Here is a 15,889-nt window from a genome sequence, read left to right as displayed (position 1 = left end):
GATGAAATAAGATGCTTATCCCCGTTGTTTTGTCAGGTGGGAATGGGTCTCGTTTATGGCCAGTTTCCCGTGAAGCACACCCAAAACCTTTTATCCGACTTAATAATGATCCTTATTCATTAATACAAAAAACTTATCATCGCGCTATCAACATACCTAATGTAGAAAAAATCATTACCGTCACTAACTTTGAATATTATTACCAAAGTAAAAAAGAACTTATCGATTTGGGTCAGGCCGATATAGCAAAAAAATTCAACTTTATATTAGAACCTTATTCTCGAAATACCGCAGCGGCTATTGCTTTCAGTGCGTTATTTGTAAATGAATTTATCGGGCCTGATGCTATATTATTAGTATTACCTGCTGATCATATCATTTTGAATCAAGACAAGTTTAACTTAAATGTAGAAAAAGCATATCAGCTAGCAAAACAAGAATTATTAACTACTTTTGGGATTATTCCTCACAAACCCGAAACAGCGTATGGATATATTCAATATCTGGAATCAACGGAGTTGGATTACGCTTATGAGGTTATAAATTTTCATGAAAAACCTATGCCTGAAGAAGCACAATCTTTCATAGAACAGGGTAATTATCTTTGGAATTCTGGAATTTTTTGTTTTAGTGCTCAAATATTTTTAAAGGCATTAAAGCAGTATACACCAGAGCTTTATTTTAAGATTGTAAATTGCTGGAAATTAAGTTTTAAAAAAAATAACCCCTCACAGGATAAGCTAAATTTAGATGAACAAAGCTTTTGTAGATTAGAAAATATTTCGATTGATTACGCATTAATGGAAAAAGCTAAAAACATTGCTGTTATACCTGCTGATTTTGGTTGGTCTGATATAGGTTCTTGGGATGCGTTAAATACATTATTACAGCCAGAAGAAAATGGCAATCGAATACTAGGCAACGCCTGTTTACAGGAAACTTATAATACAACAATTTACAGTCAAAATTCACCAGGAAGATTAATTGCTGCGATTGGAATCGAAAATTTAACTATTGTAGATTCCAGTGACGCTTTACTTATTTGTAAACATACACATATTCAAAAAGTTAAGCAATTAGTAGAGAAATTAAAATTAAATGGACACGAAGCTTATCGCTATCATCAAACGGTTTATCGACCCTGGGGACACTACACCATATTAGATCAAGGACCCAATTATAAACTAAAACGATTAACTGTACATCAGGGTGAAAGTTTATCCTTACAATTGCATCAACATCGTAGTGAATATTGGGTAGTTGTATCCGGAATTGCCACAGTTGAAAATAATCGCGAGAAAATAATACTAAAAGAAAATGAATCAACATTTATTGCATTAGGAAATAAACATTGCTTAAGTAATTTTAGCAATAAGGATTTAATTTTAATTGAGTTACAAATTGGCAGTTACTTGGAAGAAGACGATATTATTCGATTTAAGGATAATTATGAACGTGAAAATAATATAGATAAAAAACAAACTAATCTTTGCTTGTAAACTTTGATATTAATCTAATTAATTTAGAAAAATGTAAAAATTTCTCGGAGAAATTAAATATGCAAGAAAAAAACATAGGCACTTTTAGATCAGATGTTATTGAAAATGGCGGCTATCGCTACTCTAAAACTGAAAAATTATCAAGTAAATTATCCAGTGCAAGAACAAGCAAAGCTATTCATCAAGTTTTAGGTCCCTTAGAGGGTAAGCGAATTATAGATATTGGGTGTGGTGATGGGATATTTACTCAAGAACTTCTTGCATTGAATCCTGCGTTTGTGACAGGAGTCGATCCTAATGATGCGGCTATTTCGGTTGCAAAAAAAAATATGGCGCACATAAAAAATATTGAATTTCATGTAATGGATGTCTATCAAATCCCCCCCATTAAAAAATATGACATAGTCATTATACGCGGAGTCTTACATCATTTGTATCAAGTTGAAAAAGCTATCAAAATAATATGTAATATTGCTGATGAAGTTATTGTTGCTGAACCGAATGGCTATAATCCAGTGCTGAAAATTATGGAGAAAGTTTCGCCTTATCATATTCTTCACGAAGAAAAATCATATGCCCCTAGGCAACTAAACAAATGGTTCAAAAACAACGGCGGAATCATAATTGAATCCCTATATGTTGGATTCGTACCTTTATTTTGTCCAAATTTTTTAGCTAAAATATTAAATTTCTTTGAACCATTCTTGGAAAAAACACCTTTACTTCGCGCATTCTCATGTGGCCAATATATACAAAAAATTCAGCTGAAAAGTTTTAACTAGTTCCAAAAGAATTGAGTGTTTTACGGTAAACAGCAATTGTATTTTCTATACAAGATTCCCAAGAAAACTTAGCCGCCTGTATAGGACCTAAAAATTTTAACTTATCACGTAAAGTTGAATCATCTATTAATTGCTTTAACTTCTCTGTTATTCGCTCAATATCAAATGGATTTACCAGCATAGCTGCATCTCCTACTACTTCTGGCATTGCTGACTCAGTACTGGCAAGTGTAGGTATACCACTAGCCATCGCCTCCAATAAAGGCAAACCAAAACCTTCGTATATGGAGATGTAGATAAAACCATGTGCACCTGAATATAAATAAGGTAAATAGGCTTCTGGCACATAACCCAAACAATACAATTGTTTTTTTTCAAGCAACGAGCGTATTAATTTATCAAAACGGTAGTTCTTCCAGCCTTTGCTTCCTACCAAAACTAAAGGATATTTATTTTTTTGATTTTCTGGTAAAAATTTAAAAGCTTGAATTAAACGTTCTAAATTTTTTCTTGGCTCTAAAGTACCGACACTGAGCAGATAAGTTTTTTCTTGTAAGTTAAAATGAGTTAAAAAATCAATTATCTCATTAAATTTTCTTGGTCGAAATATTTTCGAAACCCCATGATAAATGCGCGTTATTTTATAAGATGGAATTTTAAAAAAATTAATAAGTTCATTCCGATTAAAGTCAGATCCTGTAATGATGTGATCTGCATTATGAATACTTTCAGGTAAATGATGTATTAAAAATCGTATTCTATCTTTAGGGTGATATCTTGGGTAATGAATATGAGATAAATCATGAATCGTACAGATTTTTGGTCCTCGATATGGTTTTAAAATGTAACAGGGTTCATGATAAATAAATTTATCTTCTACAAGAGAACGTGTTTTATATGTAAAGTGAGCATTTCGATAAGCGACTAAGCAATCGTAAGAAGGTGGAAAAAATTTTATAATTTTTTTTAAGCCTTCATGAAAAATAATTTTTTTAGTTGCTAAAAAGTTAGAATTATTTAAAGACGGAATACATGTGATTTGGCTAATTTGACTATTTTTTAGCAACCCTTCAAGCAAATGTCGAGCATACCAACCAATACCCGTTAACGGATAGCGTAAACTTTGTGTATTAAGAATAATATTCATATTTAATGATCATTTACCATTTTTAAACCCTATTATAGCTACAGGATTCTTGGATAACAGTAGTATTTTCAAGAAGACTTTGTTAAGATTCCTAATCTTTCAAAGGACTGAAAATGACCAAAAAAGCATTAATAACTGGGATAACTGGACAAGATGGAGCCTACCTCGCACAATTCCTCTTGGCAAAAAATTATCAGGTTTATGGCTTAATTGCACGCCGAACAAGTGATAGTCTATGGCGTTTACGTGAATTAGATATTGAACACAACGTTAAGCTGATTAATGGTGATATGATGGACCCAGCTTCTTTGGTGAGAGCCATGGAAGAATCTGAAGCCATTGAAGTTTATAATCTAGCTGCGCAAAGCTTTGTAGGCACCTCGTGGGAACAACCTAGTTTAACAGGTCAGGTGACCGCATTAGGCGTCACTCATCTTTTAGAAGCTATTCGTTTAATTAATCCTCAAACTAAATTTTATCAAGCTTCCAGCAGCGAAATCTTTGGTCTAATACAAGCCGAGCAACAAAATGAAAAAACCCCCTTTTATCCTCGTAGCCCTTACGGAGTTGCAAAACTCTACGGACATTGGATAACGATTAATTATCGAGAGAGTTTCGGACTACATGCTTCAAATGGTATTTTATTTAATCATGAATCTCCTTTACGAGGTATCGAGTTTGTCAGTCGGAAAATTACTAGTGCAGTAGCTCGAATAACAAAAGGTGATTTAAAGAAATTATATCTAGGCAATATAGAGGCTAAACGCGACTGGGGTTACGCTGGTGATTACGTCGAAGCCATGTGGCTAATGCTACAACAAGAAAAACCTGATGATTATGTTATTGCAACAGGTCATAGCCTAAGTGTAAGAGATTTATGTAAATTAGCATTTTCTGAGGTAAATTTAAATTATCAAGACTACATAGTTATTGATCCAAATCTTTTTCGACCTGCCGAAGTTGATATTTTGTTAGGAGACTCTAGAAAAGCAAAACAACAATTAAAATGGGAACCAAAAACTGATATAAAAAAATTAATATCCATGATGGTTCATACTGATATAGACAGGTTAAATTAAAGTTTTCCTAAAACTTATATATATAAATATGAATCAAATTTTTTATGCATTTGATCTAAAGTCAGAATATATGAAGCAAATAAATTACTTAAATGAAATAAAAAAAAATATTAGGTATCATTTTTTAAAATTATTTATTTTAGTTAAAATAAAGATAAAATTTATTTTGACAGAATCATTACGCTATTCCTTGAAATTATTTAAATTTATAATTCCTTATAAATTAATAAAAAATTATATACCTTATTCTATAAAGATTAAAATAAAAGTATTACTTTCAAATTATCCTAGTTTTACGAAAATAGTAAAATATATTCTTTTCTGGCTAAAAACTGATAAAGAAATGAAATCAGACTATTTTATTTTATTTTATAAGTTTTTTATAAAAAAATTTTTTTTGCCAGTATTAAAAATTTTACTAAGCAATTCAGAAGTTCAAAAAATTCTACATAATGAACTCAAACAAAACCACATCGTTCAATTTTATTTGAACAAAATAAAATCTGATAAAGATTCAAATAATTTTGTTAATTATAAAATAACAAATAATAAAGAATTTTTAATCAATACAAATTCTGATTTATCTTTAGATGTGGATGAGATTTACAATAAAATGAAGTTTTTTTCTATTTATTACAACATTCAAAATTAAAACTTTTTCATGAAAATATTAATAGATCTACAAAGTCTACAAGGAATAAGTCGTAATCGAGGTATAGGTCGGTATAGCCTATCCGTAGCTAGAGAACTTATTCTTCAAGCAAATAATCATGAAGTCTATTTGTTATTTAATGCAAATATGCTTGAAATGGAAAATATAAATAAGTTATTTGAAGGCTTAATCCCTCAACATAGAATCAAAATATTTAAAACACCAAGAGTAACATCAGGCCATCACGACTTAGAATTTTGGAAGCTTAAAGCAGCTGAAAAAATAAGAGAACACTATATTTCAAATTTATCTCCAGATATCACATATATTACAAGCATATTTGAGGGTTGGGTAGAAGATATCCCAATATCAATAGGGGAATTTAGCAATAAGGGCTTAACGGCAGTAACGTTATATGATCTTATTCCATTTATTAATTCCGAATCATATATAAAAGGACATAAGGCCTCACATTTTTTTTATCAGAAAATGCAATATTTAAAAAAAAGTCAATTATTAATTACCATATCAGAATCCGGAAAAAAAGAAGCAATAGATCACCTTGCATTCCCAAGCGATAAAATAATAAATTGCTCCGTAGGTCTAGATCCAAAATTTAAGAAATATACCATTGACAGAGAAAAAATATCGCAATTAGAAATTAGTTATGGGATTAATAAAGATTTTATTTTCTATATTGGAGCTTTAGATTCCAGAAAGAATGTTGAAGGGTTAATTAAAGCATTTATCTTATTGCCAAATAGAGAAAATCTTCAGTTGATTATAATAATAAGCGCTGAACAGGCTGTTACCCATAATTTTAATAATTTCTACAAAGAAAAATATAAACTAAAAGAGAACGAACTCATACTAATAAGTTATGTATCAGAGGAAATTTTATTAACTCTCTACAGTACCTGCAGTGTATTTGTATTCCCCTCACTGCATGAAGGCTTTGGTTTACCTATAATAGAGGCCATGGCTTGTGGAGCTCCGACGCTTGCGTCAAATATAAGTAGTATGCCTGAAGCCATTGGATGCTCAGAAGCTTTATTTGACCCTAAAAATCCTCAATCTATAGCAGAAAAAATCCATGAGGTATTGGCCAATAAAGATTTTTGTAACTTTCTTAAAAATCACGGAGAGCAACAAATTAAAAAATTTACTTGGCATAATACAGCCAAAAATATTTTAAATTCATTTGAGAAATTATATGAAAAGAATACCCAAATAAAATTTTGGGAATATAAAAGAAAAAAAATGGCCTTTATTTCTCCATTACCTCCTGAACAATCAGGAATAGCAGATTATAGTTCTAAATTAATACCTGAATTAAATTGTTTCTACAACATAATTTTAATAACTGAGCAAAATGATGTAAGTGATTTATGGTTAAAATCAAATTTTCAAATACGAAATGTGAAGTGGTTGATAAAAAATATAAATTCATTCGATATACTTCTATATCAACTTGGTAATTCATCCTATCACCATTACATGATAGATTTGATTAGTATTTATCCAGGAATTATCGTATTGCACGATTTTTACATAAGCGGCCTTTTAGATTGGATCAGTGATTTTTTTCCAAAAAAAAACTCAATTTTCAATCAATTTCTTTTATATTCGCATGGTATTTCAGCTCTAGTTTATCAAGCAGCCGAAGGACGAATCGAGACTCATAAAAAATATCCATGTAATCTTTTAATTTTAAAAAACGCAATTGGATTAATTGTACACTCGCAATACTCTATCGATTTAGCAAAGACATGGTATGGAATGCATAGCACTAAAAAATTTCAATTAATTAATCATCTTGCACATGAAAATGAAAAAGTATCTGATCAAGATAAAAAATTATTAAAAAAAAAATTAGGTTTTAAAGAGAATGATTTTATAATTTGTTGTTTTGGAAATTTAAATCCAAATAAATTAAACCACCGAGTAATAGCAGCTTGCTCTAACAATTTACTTAAGGATGACAAACTAAATCTAATTTTTTTAGGAGAAAAACCGTATCCTGATTATCATAATACACTTATTGACCTAGTTGATAAGTATAATTTAAATAAACAAATTCAGATTTTAGGTTTTACACATGATCAAACTTTTAAAAATTTTTTTGTCGTTGCAGATATTGCAATACAACTTCGTACAAATTCGAGAGGCGAAACCTCAGGTTGCCTTTTGACTTGCCTATCTTATGGTATACCCACGATAGCTAATGCGCATGGAAGTATCAATGAACTTCCAAATAACGTAATAATCAAATTACCAGAAAAGTTTTTAGATTCAGAACTATCTGCCGCAATTGATTCATTATGTTATAATATTAGAGTAAGAACTGAACTTTCAGAAAAGTGTGTTCAATATATTAAAAATAATTGTCACCCGGCTATAATTGGCCAGAAATTCTATGAAACAATTGAGCATTTCTTAAAAAATAACCAAGTATCGGAAACCGCTCTAATTAAGGATTTAATTAAAAGTAATTCCACCCACATTAAGCAACAAGAATTATTAAATTTTTCTGAAATTATTGCTGCAAATCGGCAATCCCCTACCTCTCAACAACTATTACTAGATATTTCTTACTTAATAGAAAACAGCAAAAATTCAAAGTTAAATAAGATTTCTGAACTAATTCAACAATTCGTAAATACATCTTCACTTAACTTTAGGCCAGAATTTATCTATTTTGATAAGAATAAAGAAAAATTTTTTTATGCATATGAGTTTATTTTTGGGTTGCTCGACTTATCTCTCCCAGCAATAAAAGATCGACCGGTTAGCGTGTATGAAAATGATATTTTTGTATCAATATTTCCAACAATTGATGATGAAAAATTTTTGGAAATTTTTACCGCTAAAAATATTAAAGTATATTTATGTATAATCGAAAAAATTCAATGTCAAAAAAAATTTTTATATGAAATAGCCGAAGCTTGTATTTTTTTCAACAATCAAGATATTTACAGTTTAAAAAGCTTTTTAAAAGAGAATTATATTCGAAGAAGTAAGCCTTTGAAATTTGCAATTATTGATGATGTAAATAGTGGTAATTTGTCTCAAAATATTTTTGAGATTATATCAGACAACGAATGGCAGGGAAAATTGAAAAAAACTGACATAGTAACCCCAAGAATATTTTCATTAAATCGCGATATTTATATTAATAAAATTAAATATAACTTTGATGGTGACAAAAAATACTTAAGTGGTGCACCTGAAGATTTTGATGCAATAACTTTGGCTATTTTCCAGAATTTTTGCAAAACAAATTCATATGTTCTAGATCTTGGAGCTAATATAGGTTTTACTGCTATTGCTTTAGCTGATATTTGCACTGATGGGAAAATTGCTGCTATTGAACCTTTAGAACCTACTTTTAATTTTTTAAAACAAAATATTAGCAGAACAAATAAAAAGAATATTTCTCTACACCAGTTTGCCGTAGGGAATAAGAATGCTGAAATAACTATGCAAGCAACTCAAGATTTTTTAGCAGGAGCTTTTATTTCGGATCAATATCAAGCGGATGATAAACATTTTACATACCATGTAAAAGTTAATTTATTAGATGAAGTTTTTGAAGATTTTAATTTTAATAAACTAGATTTTATTAAAATGGATCTTGAAGGCTATGAAGTGCATGCCCTTGAGGGTGGATTAAAAACCTTAAAAAAATTTAAACCCACAGTTTTACTAGAAATGAACCATTGGTGTTTAAATGTTTTTCACAGAATAAGTTTGCCTGAATTTCAGGAAAGATTACGTAATATATTTCCATATATCTATGCAATAGAATACCCGAATTTTTTAGATTTTACCTGCAGAAACAATTTTTATCATATTGCTCATGAACATCTAACAACAACCTCAAAATATTTTAATTTAATTGCTGGCTTCAATCAATTAGAGATTGTTAATGCACTTTCAAAAACTATGGAAACCCTTCGTAAGCTTCAAAGTTAGCATAAATAGCTATCTAACTTTTAAATTATTTTACAATTTATTTAAGCTTATTCCCCGTAGATAGATGTTAGAAGTTCCATTAGTGTAAAATCTAATTTCGTAAATATTATTATCTAATTCTTTAGGAACTACAAAGTTTTGACTAAATGTTCGATATGTATTATTAGTTGCCATTAAATCAAAATTCTTACTAACTGAATTTCCTAGACCTGACGAAATATCACAAAACCCAATCTTTTTATGAGTAGGTAAATTACTCTTGTAGACAATGTGAACTTGATATTTACCCGGCGTAGTAAAGTTACATAAGGTCCAAAACTAACAAATCCTTGTCCATCTCTTGATTTAACAAAACGTTCTATGGATTCTGCAGGAGAACTATTTGAAAATTGGGTAGGAAGTAAATACGCAGGCCAATAAAATGAATCACCTTTAATTTTTAAAACAGGTATTTTAAAACTATTATCTTTATAAACAAGTATTTTTTTAGATCCACAAATTATTTTTTTTTGTGGAGTTCCATTTATATTAATAATATCAGTTTCATTTAACTCAATTGCGTTGGGAGTGGGTATCATAGAAGTTACGTTCATAATAACAAAACTGTAAGCATTTTTACTATTTATTAGCTTTAAATTGCTTGCAATACTAAAAGGAGCTAAATTGTTAAAAACAGACGTGATATAAATTTTCTGGCGACTAAACATAGTAAATGGTCTAGCTGTCCAATAATTAGCGACACCATAATGACCTTGGTTTTTTAACGCTTTATCAATGCAGGCAACTTCATACGGATAAAAGTCTTTTTTAATTACGATTTTTTTACGCTCTGTAATTAAATAAATTATACTTAATATTATGTACAAAAAAGCAAGTGTTTTAAAAAAAATAAATGCATTTATATTTTTTTTAAACAATAAAGCAATAAAAAAAAATGTCACGATTGGAAAGTAGAAAAAGGGTTCTAAATGCCTGACGGCTAAATCTTTATCCAATACAATGAAACTAACGATATTTATTGCTACACTAAAAAAAATTATAACAGTCAAAAATATATTTTTTTCAACGTTAAAAAAAAATTTTTCTTCAATTTTTTGTCTTATAAAAATAATTTTAATTATAATGAATGTAATTACAGAATAAAAAAACACATACATACAGGTTATGATTGAATATTGGCTAAAAACTCGCCAGCTTGCTTTAAAATAGAGAAGTTTATGTTTAATAAAGTTATAAGAAACATTGCTAGTTTGCGACAACGTTATTAAGTCCCATATTTTAGAGTTGGTTATTACTTTATTAATAAATAAAAATCCACAAATAAAAAATAAAATTGGAACGATCGAAAACAAAAAGACTTTTTTTGTACTTGATTTTTTGTTTAAATATAGGAATAGGTATGCTACTAAAATTGGCATCAGGAATTGTATTAAAAAAAGCACATCTGACATTCCCATTATTAATGAGATACAATTCGTTAGAATTAAAAACATAATTGTACTATTATATTTATTGTTATTTATAATTTTTATTTGTAGATAAATATAAAACATACCTACAATAAATCCACCCATATATTGTCCTAGCACCATCAAGAATACATATGGTTCCTGCACGTTAAAGGAAAAAAATAAAAAAATTACTATAGAGCTTATCGAAAAAATTAAAGTGTCTTGTTGTTTAAAATATTGACTATAAATAAGCCTTATCATTAAATATAATAGAAATGTATTTAAACAGGCGATTATTAGAAATTGAAAATACACTTTTTTAGTAAAAAAATAGGCGATATAATATATTAGCCAATCTGGAAAAAACATACCTGTAGTGGCTATTATCCAATCCTTAATAATTCCACCGTGATCTAAATCATTAAACATATCAGGAATAAAAAGTATATCTGAGTTAAAAACCAAACCTATCCAATTTTGGTTTAAATAAAAAATAGTTGTTGCACTAATTATGATTAATATTGCCGTTAGCTCTAACAGCCAATAATATTTTTTATTACTCATTTAAATTGTCCCTTTTTTAAAATTGTCGTTTGTAAAAATTTTCTAAAGGCTTTTTTACAGTTAACTTCTGACTAAAGTAATATTTTCAAGCTCAAATGTTGCACCCCCTAGAAAAAAGACTCTAATTTCAAATTTATCTTTATTGTTTTGTGATTTATTGACTTTAAATTTTCCACTTATATCATTAAGTTTACCTTTTGATCCATAAATAAAGCTTTTAGTGATTTCGCCAATGGTATTACTATATACATCATAAAAAGCAATTCTTGTTTTTGGAGAAGCGTCGCTTTTATAATGAATATAAAAGTGATACTTTCCTTCAGGTAAAATGATATAAGGTCCGTAACTTATAAAAGTTCTTAAATCATTTGGTTGTGCAATGCGTTTATTTTCTTTTTTTGAATTTGGAATTAAGCTGGGTAATAAAATTGCCGGCCAATTATATGAGTCTCCGGAATGCATAAAAAGAGGTTTTTTTATTGGCCTTAATGAGTCTTCAGGATAAATAAGTATCTGTTTGTTTCCACATTGGCTGATTTTTTCTGGAGCTCCATAGGTTGCGTACACTATATTTGGAATTAAATCAAAAATTGGATTGATATGCGAAAGTATTACAAAATTACTCGGTTTGGCTAGTATTGTACTGTTAATTTCCCAATACGTTGGTTCTAAAAATACTGATACGGGCACTACGGTAATATTTTTTTTACTTAATAATGATAAAACATTAGCATCCCAATATTCCGCTATCCCATGTGCATTAGCTGGTAGAACTCGATCAATGCAACTTATTTCTGTAGGATAATAACTAAATTTTGGTTGTAAATTTTGCTTAAAAAATGCTGGCGTTATTTTTATCAAGCAATAAAGTAACGTTATTAAAAATATTGCTGTAAATATTTTTTTTAATATTAATTTTGTTTCAAAAATAGAGAGTGGAAGAAAAAATAGCAAACATGGGAAGTAATAAAGAGGTAATAAATATCTATCAGCCACTCCATGAATTAACATTAAAAGCGCTAAAATATTAGTTACTATACAAGAACATATAAAAGTACTTATAAAAAATGTTTTTTGATTTATATTATTTTTATGTACTTTTTTTAATATTCCTACTAGGAAAATAGATATTATACTTGAATAAAATAAGATGAAAATATACCATGGAAGGTGAATAAATATCGATTTAAATACTTTTATTAATTCTAAAAGTTGAAAAATTATTGTTTTACCAGAAATATTTTTTATTGATGGATTATCTAAATAATTAAATAATACTTGATGTGGTACCATATAATTAGATAAAAAATTTCCTAACATAGTAGGTATAAGGCACAAGCTAGATAAAGTTACTAATTCTTTTAGTTCTATCCTTTTTTTTACATAGAGTATTATAAAAGCAAGAGTAAGTGGTATTGAAAACTGAACAATAAATAATAAATCAGAAGCGCTACATGCAAAAATTAAAATAACAAAAATACTACACAAAACTTTGAAATTACCATTAGCTTTTGTATTATGCACTAAATTTATTGTTATTGTTAAGAGTAGTAGTCCTATTATGAATTCCGATTCATGTGCTGATGGTATTAAAAAGGTATTATAGGCTAGAAACTCTCGAAGACTTAAAATAACTAAAAGACTTGTCACCAATAAAGAAAAAACAATTGCCATTTTTCTTGTGAAAAAATGCCTATATAAATATTTTACTATACAATATATTAATACTATTCTAATCCATTTAAAAATAAGAAACTCGAAGTAAATGTTTTTAGTAAGTAATACAATAAAAAAAAACAAAAAAGCATCTGGAAATAAATGAGGCGCTGGGCTAAGAAACCAATCTCTATAGTGATTATTATTTACTAGCAAATCTTTGAATAAGCTCGGTAAAAGTATTACATCTGAATTAAAAACTGATATTATGTTGGATTGACTTAAATAATACAAACTAACTAGTATTAGTAAAATTAAAAGCCAAGTATATTCTACGAAATAAAGTACTTTTTTACCCACTTAAATAAATCCATTAATTTAAATTATAAAAATTACTGAAAATAACCTAATTATTCTTTAATTAATTATTGATAGCCATATATTTTTCAAATCCTTCTTTCATGGAGCCAAAATATTTAAGTTTTCCTTTTTCTAAGATCACAACCTTATTGCAAAGCCTTTGAATAGTTTCATTACTATGTGAAGCCAGCACCATAATACTGGATTGTTCAATGAACTCAGCCAATCGTCCTTCTGCTTTTTTCTTGAAAGTTGCATCTCCAGCCTCTATCATCTCATCCATCAACAAAATATCTGGTTTTATACATGTAGCTACAGCGAAAGCTAAGCGTAATTGCATACCTGCTGAATAAGTGCGGATAGGCACAGACAAATAATCACCTAATTCGGTAAAATCAGCAATTTCCTGCATCTTGGCTTGAATTTCTTCTCGACTAAGACCTAGCAAAAGACCTCTTACTAAGATATTTTCATAACCAGTTGATTCAGGATTAATACCTAACATGACGTTCAAAAGCGGAGATACTCTACCTTGAATGTTTATGCTTCCTTGATTAGGTTCATAAATTTTAGCCAGCACACGTAATAAAGTACTTTTTCCTGCACCATTATGGCCAATAAGACCCACTCGATCACCGTGCTCTAAAGTGAAGGTAATATCATCTAAAGCCTTAACAATAACCGTATGTGCTGTTTCCTTACGCAAAGCACCCCCTGTTAGGCGTAGAAACTGCTTTCGAATTGAACGCGCATTTAAATGATAGATAGGAAAATCAATTGTTAAGGAATCAAGCTTTATTAATGCCATGGAAATATACTCATTATAACCAATAGGCAATTCTGGGGCGGTAGCGGCTAAATATTATAAATGCAGAAAAAACACCTAATATAGTCAACGTTAAGGTCGTAACTAATGTATAGTGTGAGGGCAACGTGCCTAACAAAGGGTTTCTAAATAATTCCATAAATTGTGCAAAAGGATTTAAGTCAATAATATAGTGATAGCGAACAGGTAAAATACTTGGCGACCACATGATGGGAGTCATGAAAAATACTATTTGTATTAAACTGGCTACTAATATGGGTATATCTCGAAATCGCGTGCCTAAAAGCGCAAGTATAGTACTATATGAAATTGCATTGATCCAAAGTATCAATAAACTAATAAATATAAACAATGTATTAATATTAATTTTAAGGTGAAAAAAAAATATCAATGGAATTAATACTAAAATGTTATGGAAAAATATAATAAAATTTCGCGTCACAGATTGAAACATAAAAAATGAGTAGGGTTGTTTCATTTGTTTTATAAATTGATCAGCATTGACAAAGGTCATCGTTGCATCATTAACAATCAATGAAATCAAATTCCAACCTAAAATACCTGTTGCCAGAAAAGGATAATATAACGCTAAATCAATCTTAAATAAGTGGCCATAGAGTACACCCATGGTATAGATAGTGATCGCCATGCTGATGGTAATCCAGAACGGGCCCAGTGTAGAACGGCGATAGCGAAGTTTCACCTCATGCCAAGCAAGTAATAGCCAAATTCGCCAAGATTTCAATCCATCTGAAATATCCTCCCAAGCAAGATGATATTTTTCATAAAATGTGGATTTAGCCATAATTCTGCTATTATATTTTTTAATATAAAAATTTTAAACCACGAATATACTCAGCTCAACATAACCCGTCAACTGCTGTTGTCTTGAAAATTGTTTCCATTTCATGGCTTTATTTAAGGAAAATTTTTTTCTGTAAAATGCTAAAACTTGTCACTCAAGTTATCTATCTATAAAGGAATAAACGATGGAGTTACCCTTTCAATTGCCCCCACTTATGCAAAATGGTCCTTATCCACTATGGACCGGCCATGATTTTCAGATTGGGAGTGAACGAACTAAAATATTACATTACAGCACTAATAATTCTGGTTGGAACGATGATTTAACTTCATGTCACGAAAATACTGCCGGAGATAATCATTTTATCGATAAAGCTTCTCGAAATTACACGCTTTCTGAATTAAAAAAAAACTTGGTTCCATTAACCATGCCTATCATTTTAGAAATAGGTTGTTCATCTGGCTATATGTTACAAAAAATAAAACAATTGCTCCCTCAGGCTATGCTCATAGGTGCTGATGTAGTTTATAAGCCACTTTTAGAATTATCTAAGCAACTTACCATTCCATTGCTGCGCTTTGACATATTGCAATGCCCTCTCCCTGATAACTGCATAGATGCTATCGTCCTATTAAACGTTTTAGAGCATATTGAAGACGATCTCTCTACATTAAAACAAATTTACCGAATTTTGAAGCCTAATGGCGTTCTTATTCTGGAAGTACCCGCAGGTCCACATTTGTATGATACGCATGATAAAATCTGCATGCATTTTCGCCGATATAAACTTTCAATGCTCTGCGAATTAATCACAAAACAAGGCTTTAAGGTAAGCAATCGTTCTCATTTAGGCACTTTTATTTATCCCGCTTTTTTCTTGGCTAAGTTTTGGAACAAGAGATTTCTGTCAAGATCAGTTGCTGAACAACGTCAATTAGTGGAAAAAGAAATTCGTCAGACCAGTAAAAATAAATTACTCTCTACTCTTATGGACTTGGAATTAATATTAGGAAAGTGGATTTCATACCCGTTTGGCATTAGATGTGTCGTATCCTGTACTAAACCAATTTCTAGCCCTTAATTTTTTCCAGAA

11 protein-coding genes are annotated in these 15,889 nt (G+C 29.7%); 6 read left to right on the top strand and 5 right to left on the bottom strand.

Annotated elements, in window-relative coordinates; all coding sequences use genetic code 11:
• The first annotated feature begins 11 nt into the window (after positions 1–11).
• Positions 12–1,499, top strand: coding sequence for a mannose-1-phosphate guanylyltransferase/mannose-6-phosphate isomerase (locus tag AACL18_RS02600; protein WP_339051211.1), 1,488 nt, complete (start codon positions 12–14; stop codon positions 1,497–1,499).
• A 59-nt stretch (positions 1,500–1,558) separates the two neighbouring features.
• Positions 1,559–2,281, top strand: a complete 723-nt coding sequence (locus AACL18_RS02595; protein WP_339051210.1) for a class I SAM-dependent methyltransferase — start codon at positions 1,559–1,561, stop codon at positions 2,279–2,281.
• On the opposite strand, the gene AACL18_RS02590 is transcribed toward AACL18_RS02595, so the two are convergent.
• Positions 2,274–3,428 carry a glycosyltransferase family 1 protein gene (locus tag AACL18_RS02590; RefSeq protein WP_339051209.1) on the bottom strand — a complete coding sequence of 385 codons (1,155 nt, stop codon included), beginning with the start codon at positions 3,426–3,428 and terminating at the stop codon, positions 2,274–2,276. The genes AACL18_RS02595 and AACL18_RS02590 overlap by 8 nt on opposite strands.
• 113 nt (positions 3,429–3,541) lie before the next feature.
• Here AACL18_RS02590 and gmd point away from each other — a divergent pair, with 113 nt between their 5' ends.
• The 3 genes from gmd to AACL18_RS02575 all read left to right on the top strand — a co-directional run bounded on the left by gmd (position 3,542) and on the right by AACL18_RS02575 (position 9,134).
• The gene (gene gmd / locus AACL18_RS02585; protein WP_339051208.1) at positions 3,542–4,507 is read left to right on the top strand and encodes a GDP-mannose 4,6-dehydratase; all 966 of its coding nucleotides are present in this window, start codon (positions 3,542–3,544) and stop codon (positions 4,505–4,507) included.
• Positions 4,508–4,577: 70 nt separating this feature from the next.
• Positions 4,578–5,159 (top strand): hypothetical protein, encoded by a 582-nt coding sequence (locus AACL18_RS02580; protein WP_339051206.1) that lies wholly within the window; start codon positions 4,578–4,580, stop codon positions 5,157–5,159.
• Positions 5,160–5,168: 9 nt separating this feature from the next.
• Positions 5,169–9,134, top strand: coding sequence for an FkbM family methyltransferase (locus AACL18_RS02575; RefSeq protein ID WP_339051205.1), 3,966 nt, complete (start codon positions 5,169–5,171; stop codon positions 9,132–9,134).
• A 203-nt stretch (positions 9,135–9,337) separates the two neighbouring features.
• Here the strand turns inward: AACL18_RS02575 and AACL18_RS02570 are convergent, their stop codons facing one another.
• From AACL18_RS02570 to AACL18_RS02555, 4 genes are all read right to left on the bottom strand, one after another.
• Positions 9,338–11,149 (bottom strand): hypothetical protein, encoded by a 1,812-nt coding sequence (locus AACL18_RS02570; protein WP_339051204.1) that lies wholly within the window; start codon positions 11,147–11,149, stop codon positions 9,338–9,340.
• Positions 11,150–11,209: 60 nt separating this feature from the next.
• Positions 11,210–13,165: a hypothetical protein gene (locus AACL18_RS02565; protein WP_339051203.1), complete on the bottom strand. Its 1,956-nt coding sequence runs from the start codon at positions 13,163–13,165 to the stop codon at positions 11,210–11,212.
• A 61-nt stretch (positions 13,166–13,226) separates the two neighbouring features.
• The gene (locus AACL18_RS02560) at positions 13,227–13,973 is read right to left on the bottom strand and encodes an ABC transporter ATP-binding protein (protein WP_339051202.1); all 747 of its coding nucleotides are present in this window, start codon (positions 13,971–13,973) and stop codon (positions 13,227–13,229) included.
• A gap of 13 nt (positions 13,974–13,986) precedes the next feature.
• The gene (locus tag AACL18_RS02555) at positions 13,987–14,796 is read right to left on the bottom strand and encodes an ABC transporter permease (RefSeq protein ID WP_339051201.1); all 810 of its coding nucleotides are present in this window, start codon (positions 14,794–14,796) and stop codon (positions 13,987–13,989) included.
• 184 nt (positions 14,797–14,980) lie between these two features.
• On the opposite strand from AACL18_RS02555, the gene AACL18_RS02550 reads away from it, so the two are divergent.
• Positions 14,981–15,877, top strand: coding sequence for a class I SAM-dependent methyltransferase (locus tag AACL18_RS02550; RefSeq protein ID WP_339051200.1), 897 nt, complete (start codon positions 14,981–14,983; stop codon positions 15,875–15,877).
• Positions 15,878–15,889: the final 12 nt, after the last annotated feature.

The sequence above is a fragment of the Rickettsiella endosymbiont of Xylota segnis genome (assembly GCF_964019545.1).
Lineage (GTDB): Bacteria > Pseudomonadota > Gammaproteobacteria > Diplorickettsiales > Diplorickettsiaceae > Aquirickettsiella.
This window is presented reverse-complemented; position numbering and strand designations above follow the sequence as displayed.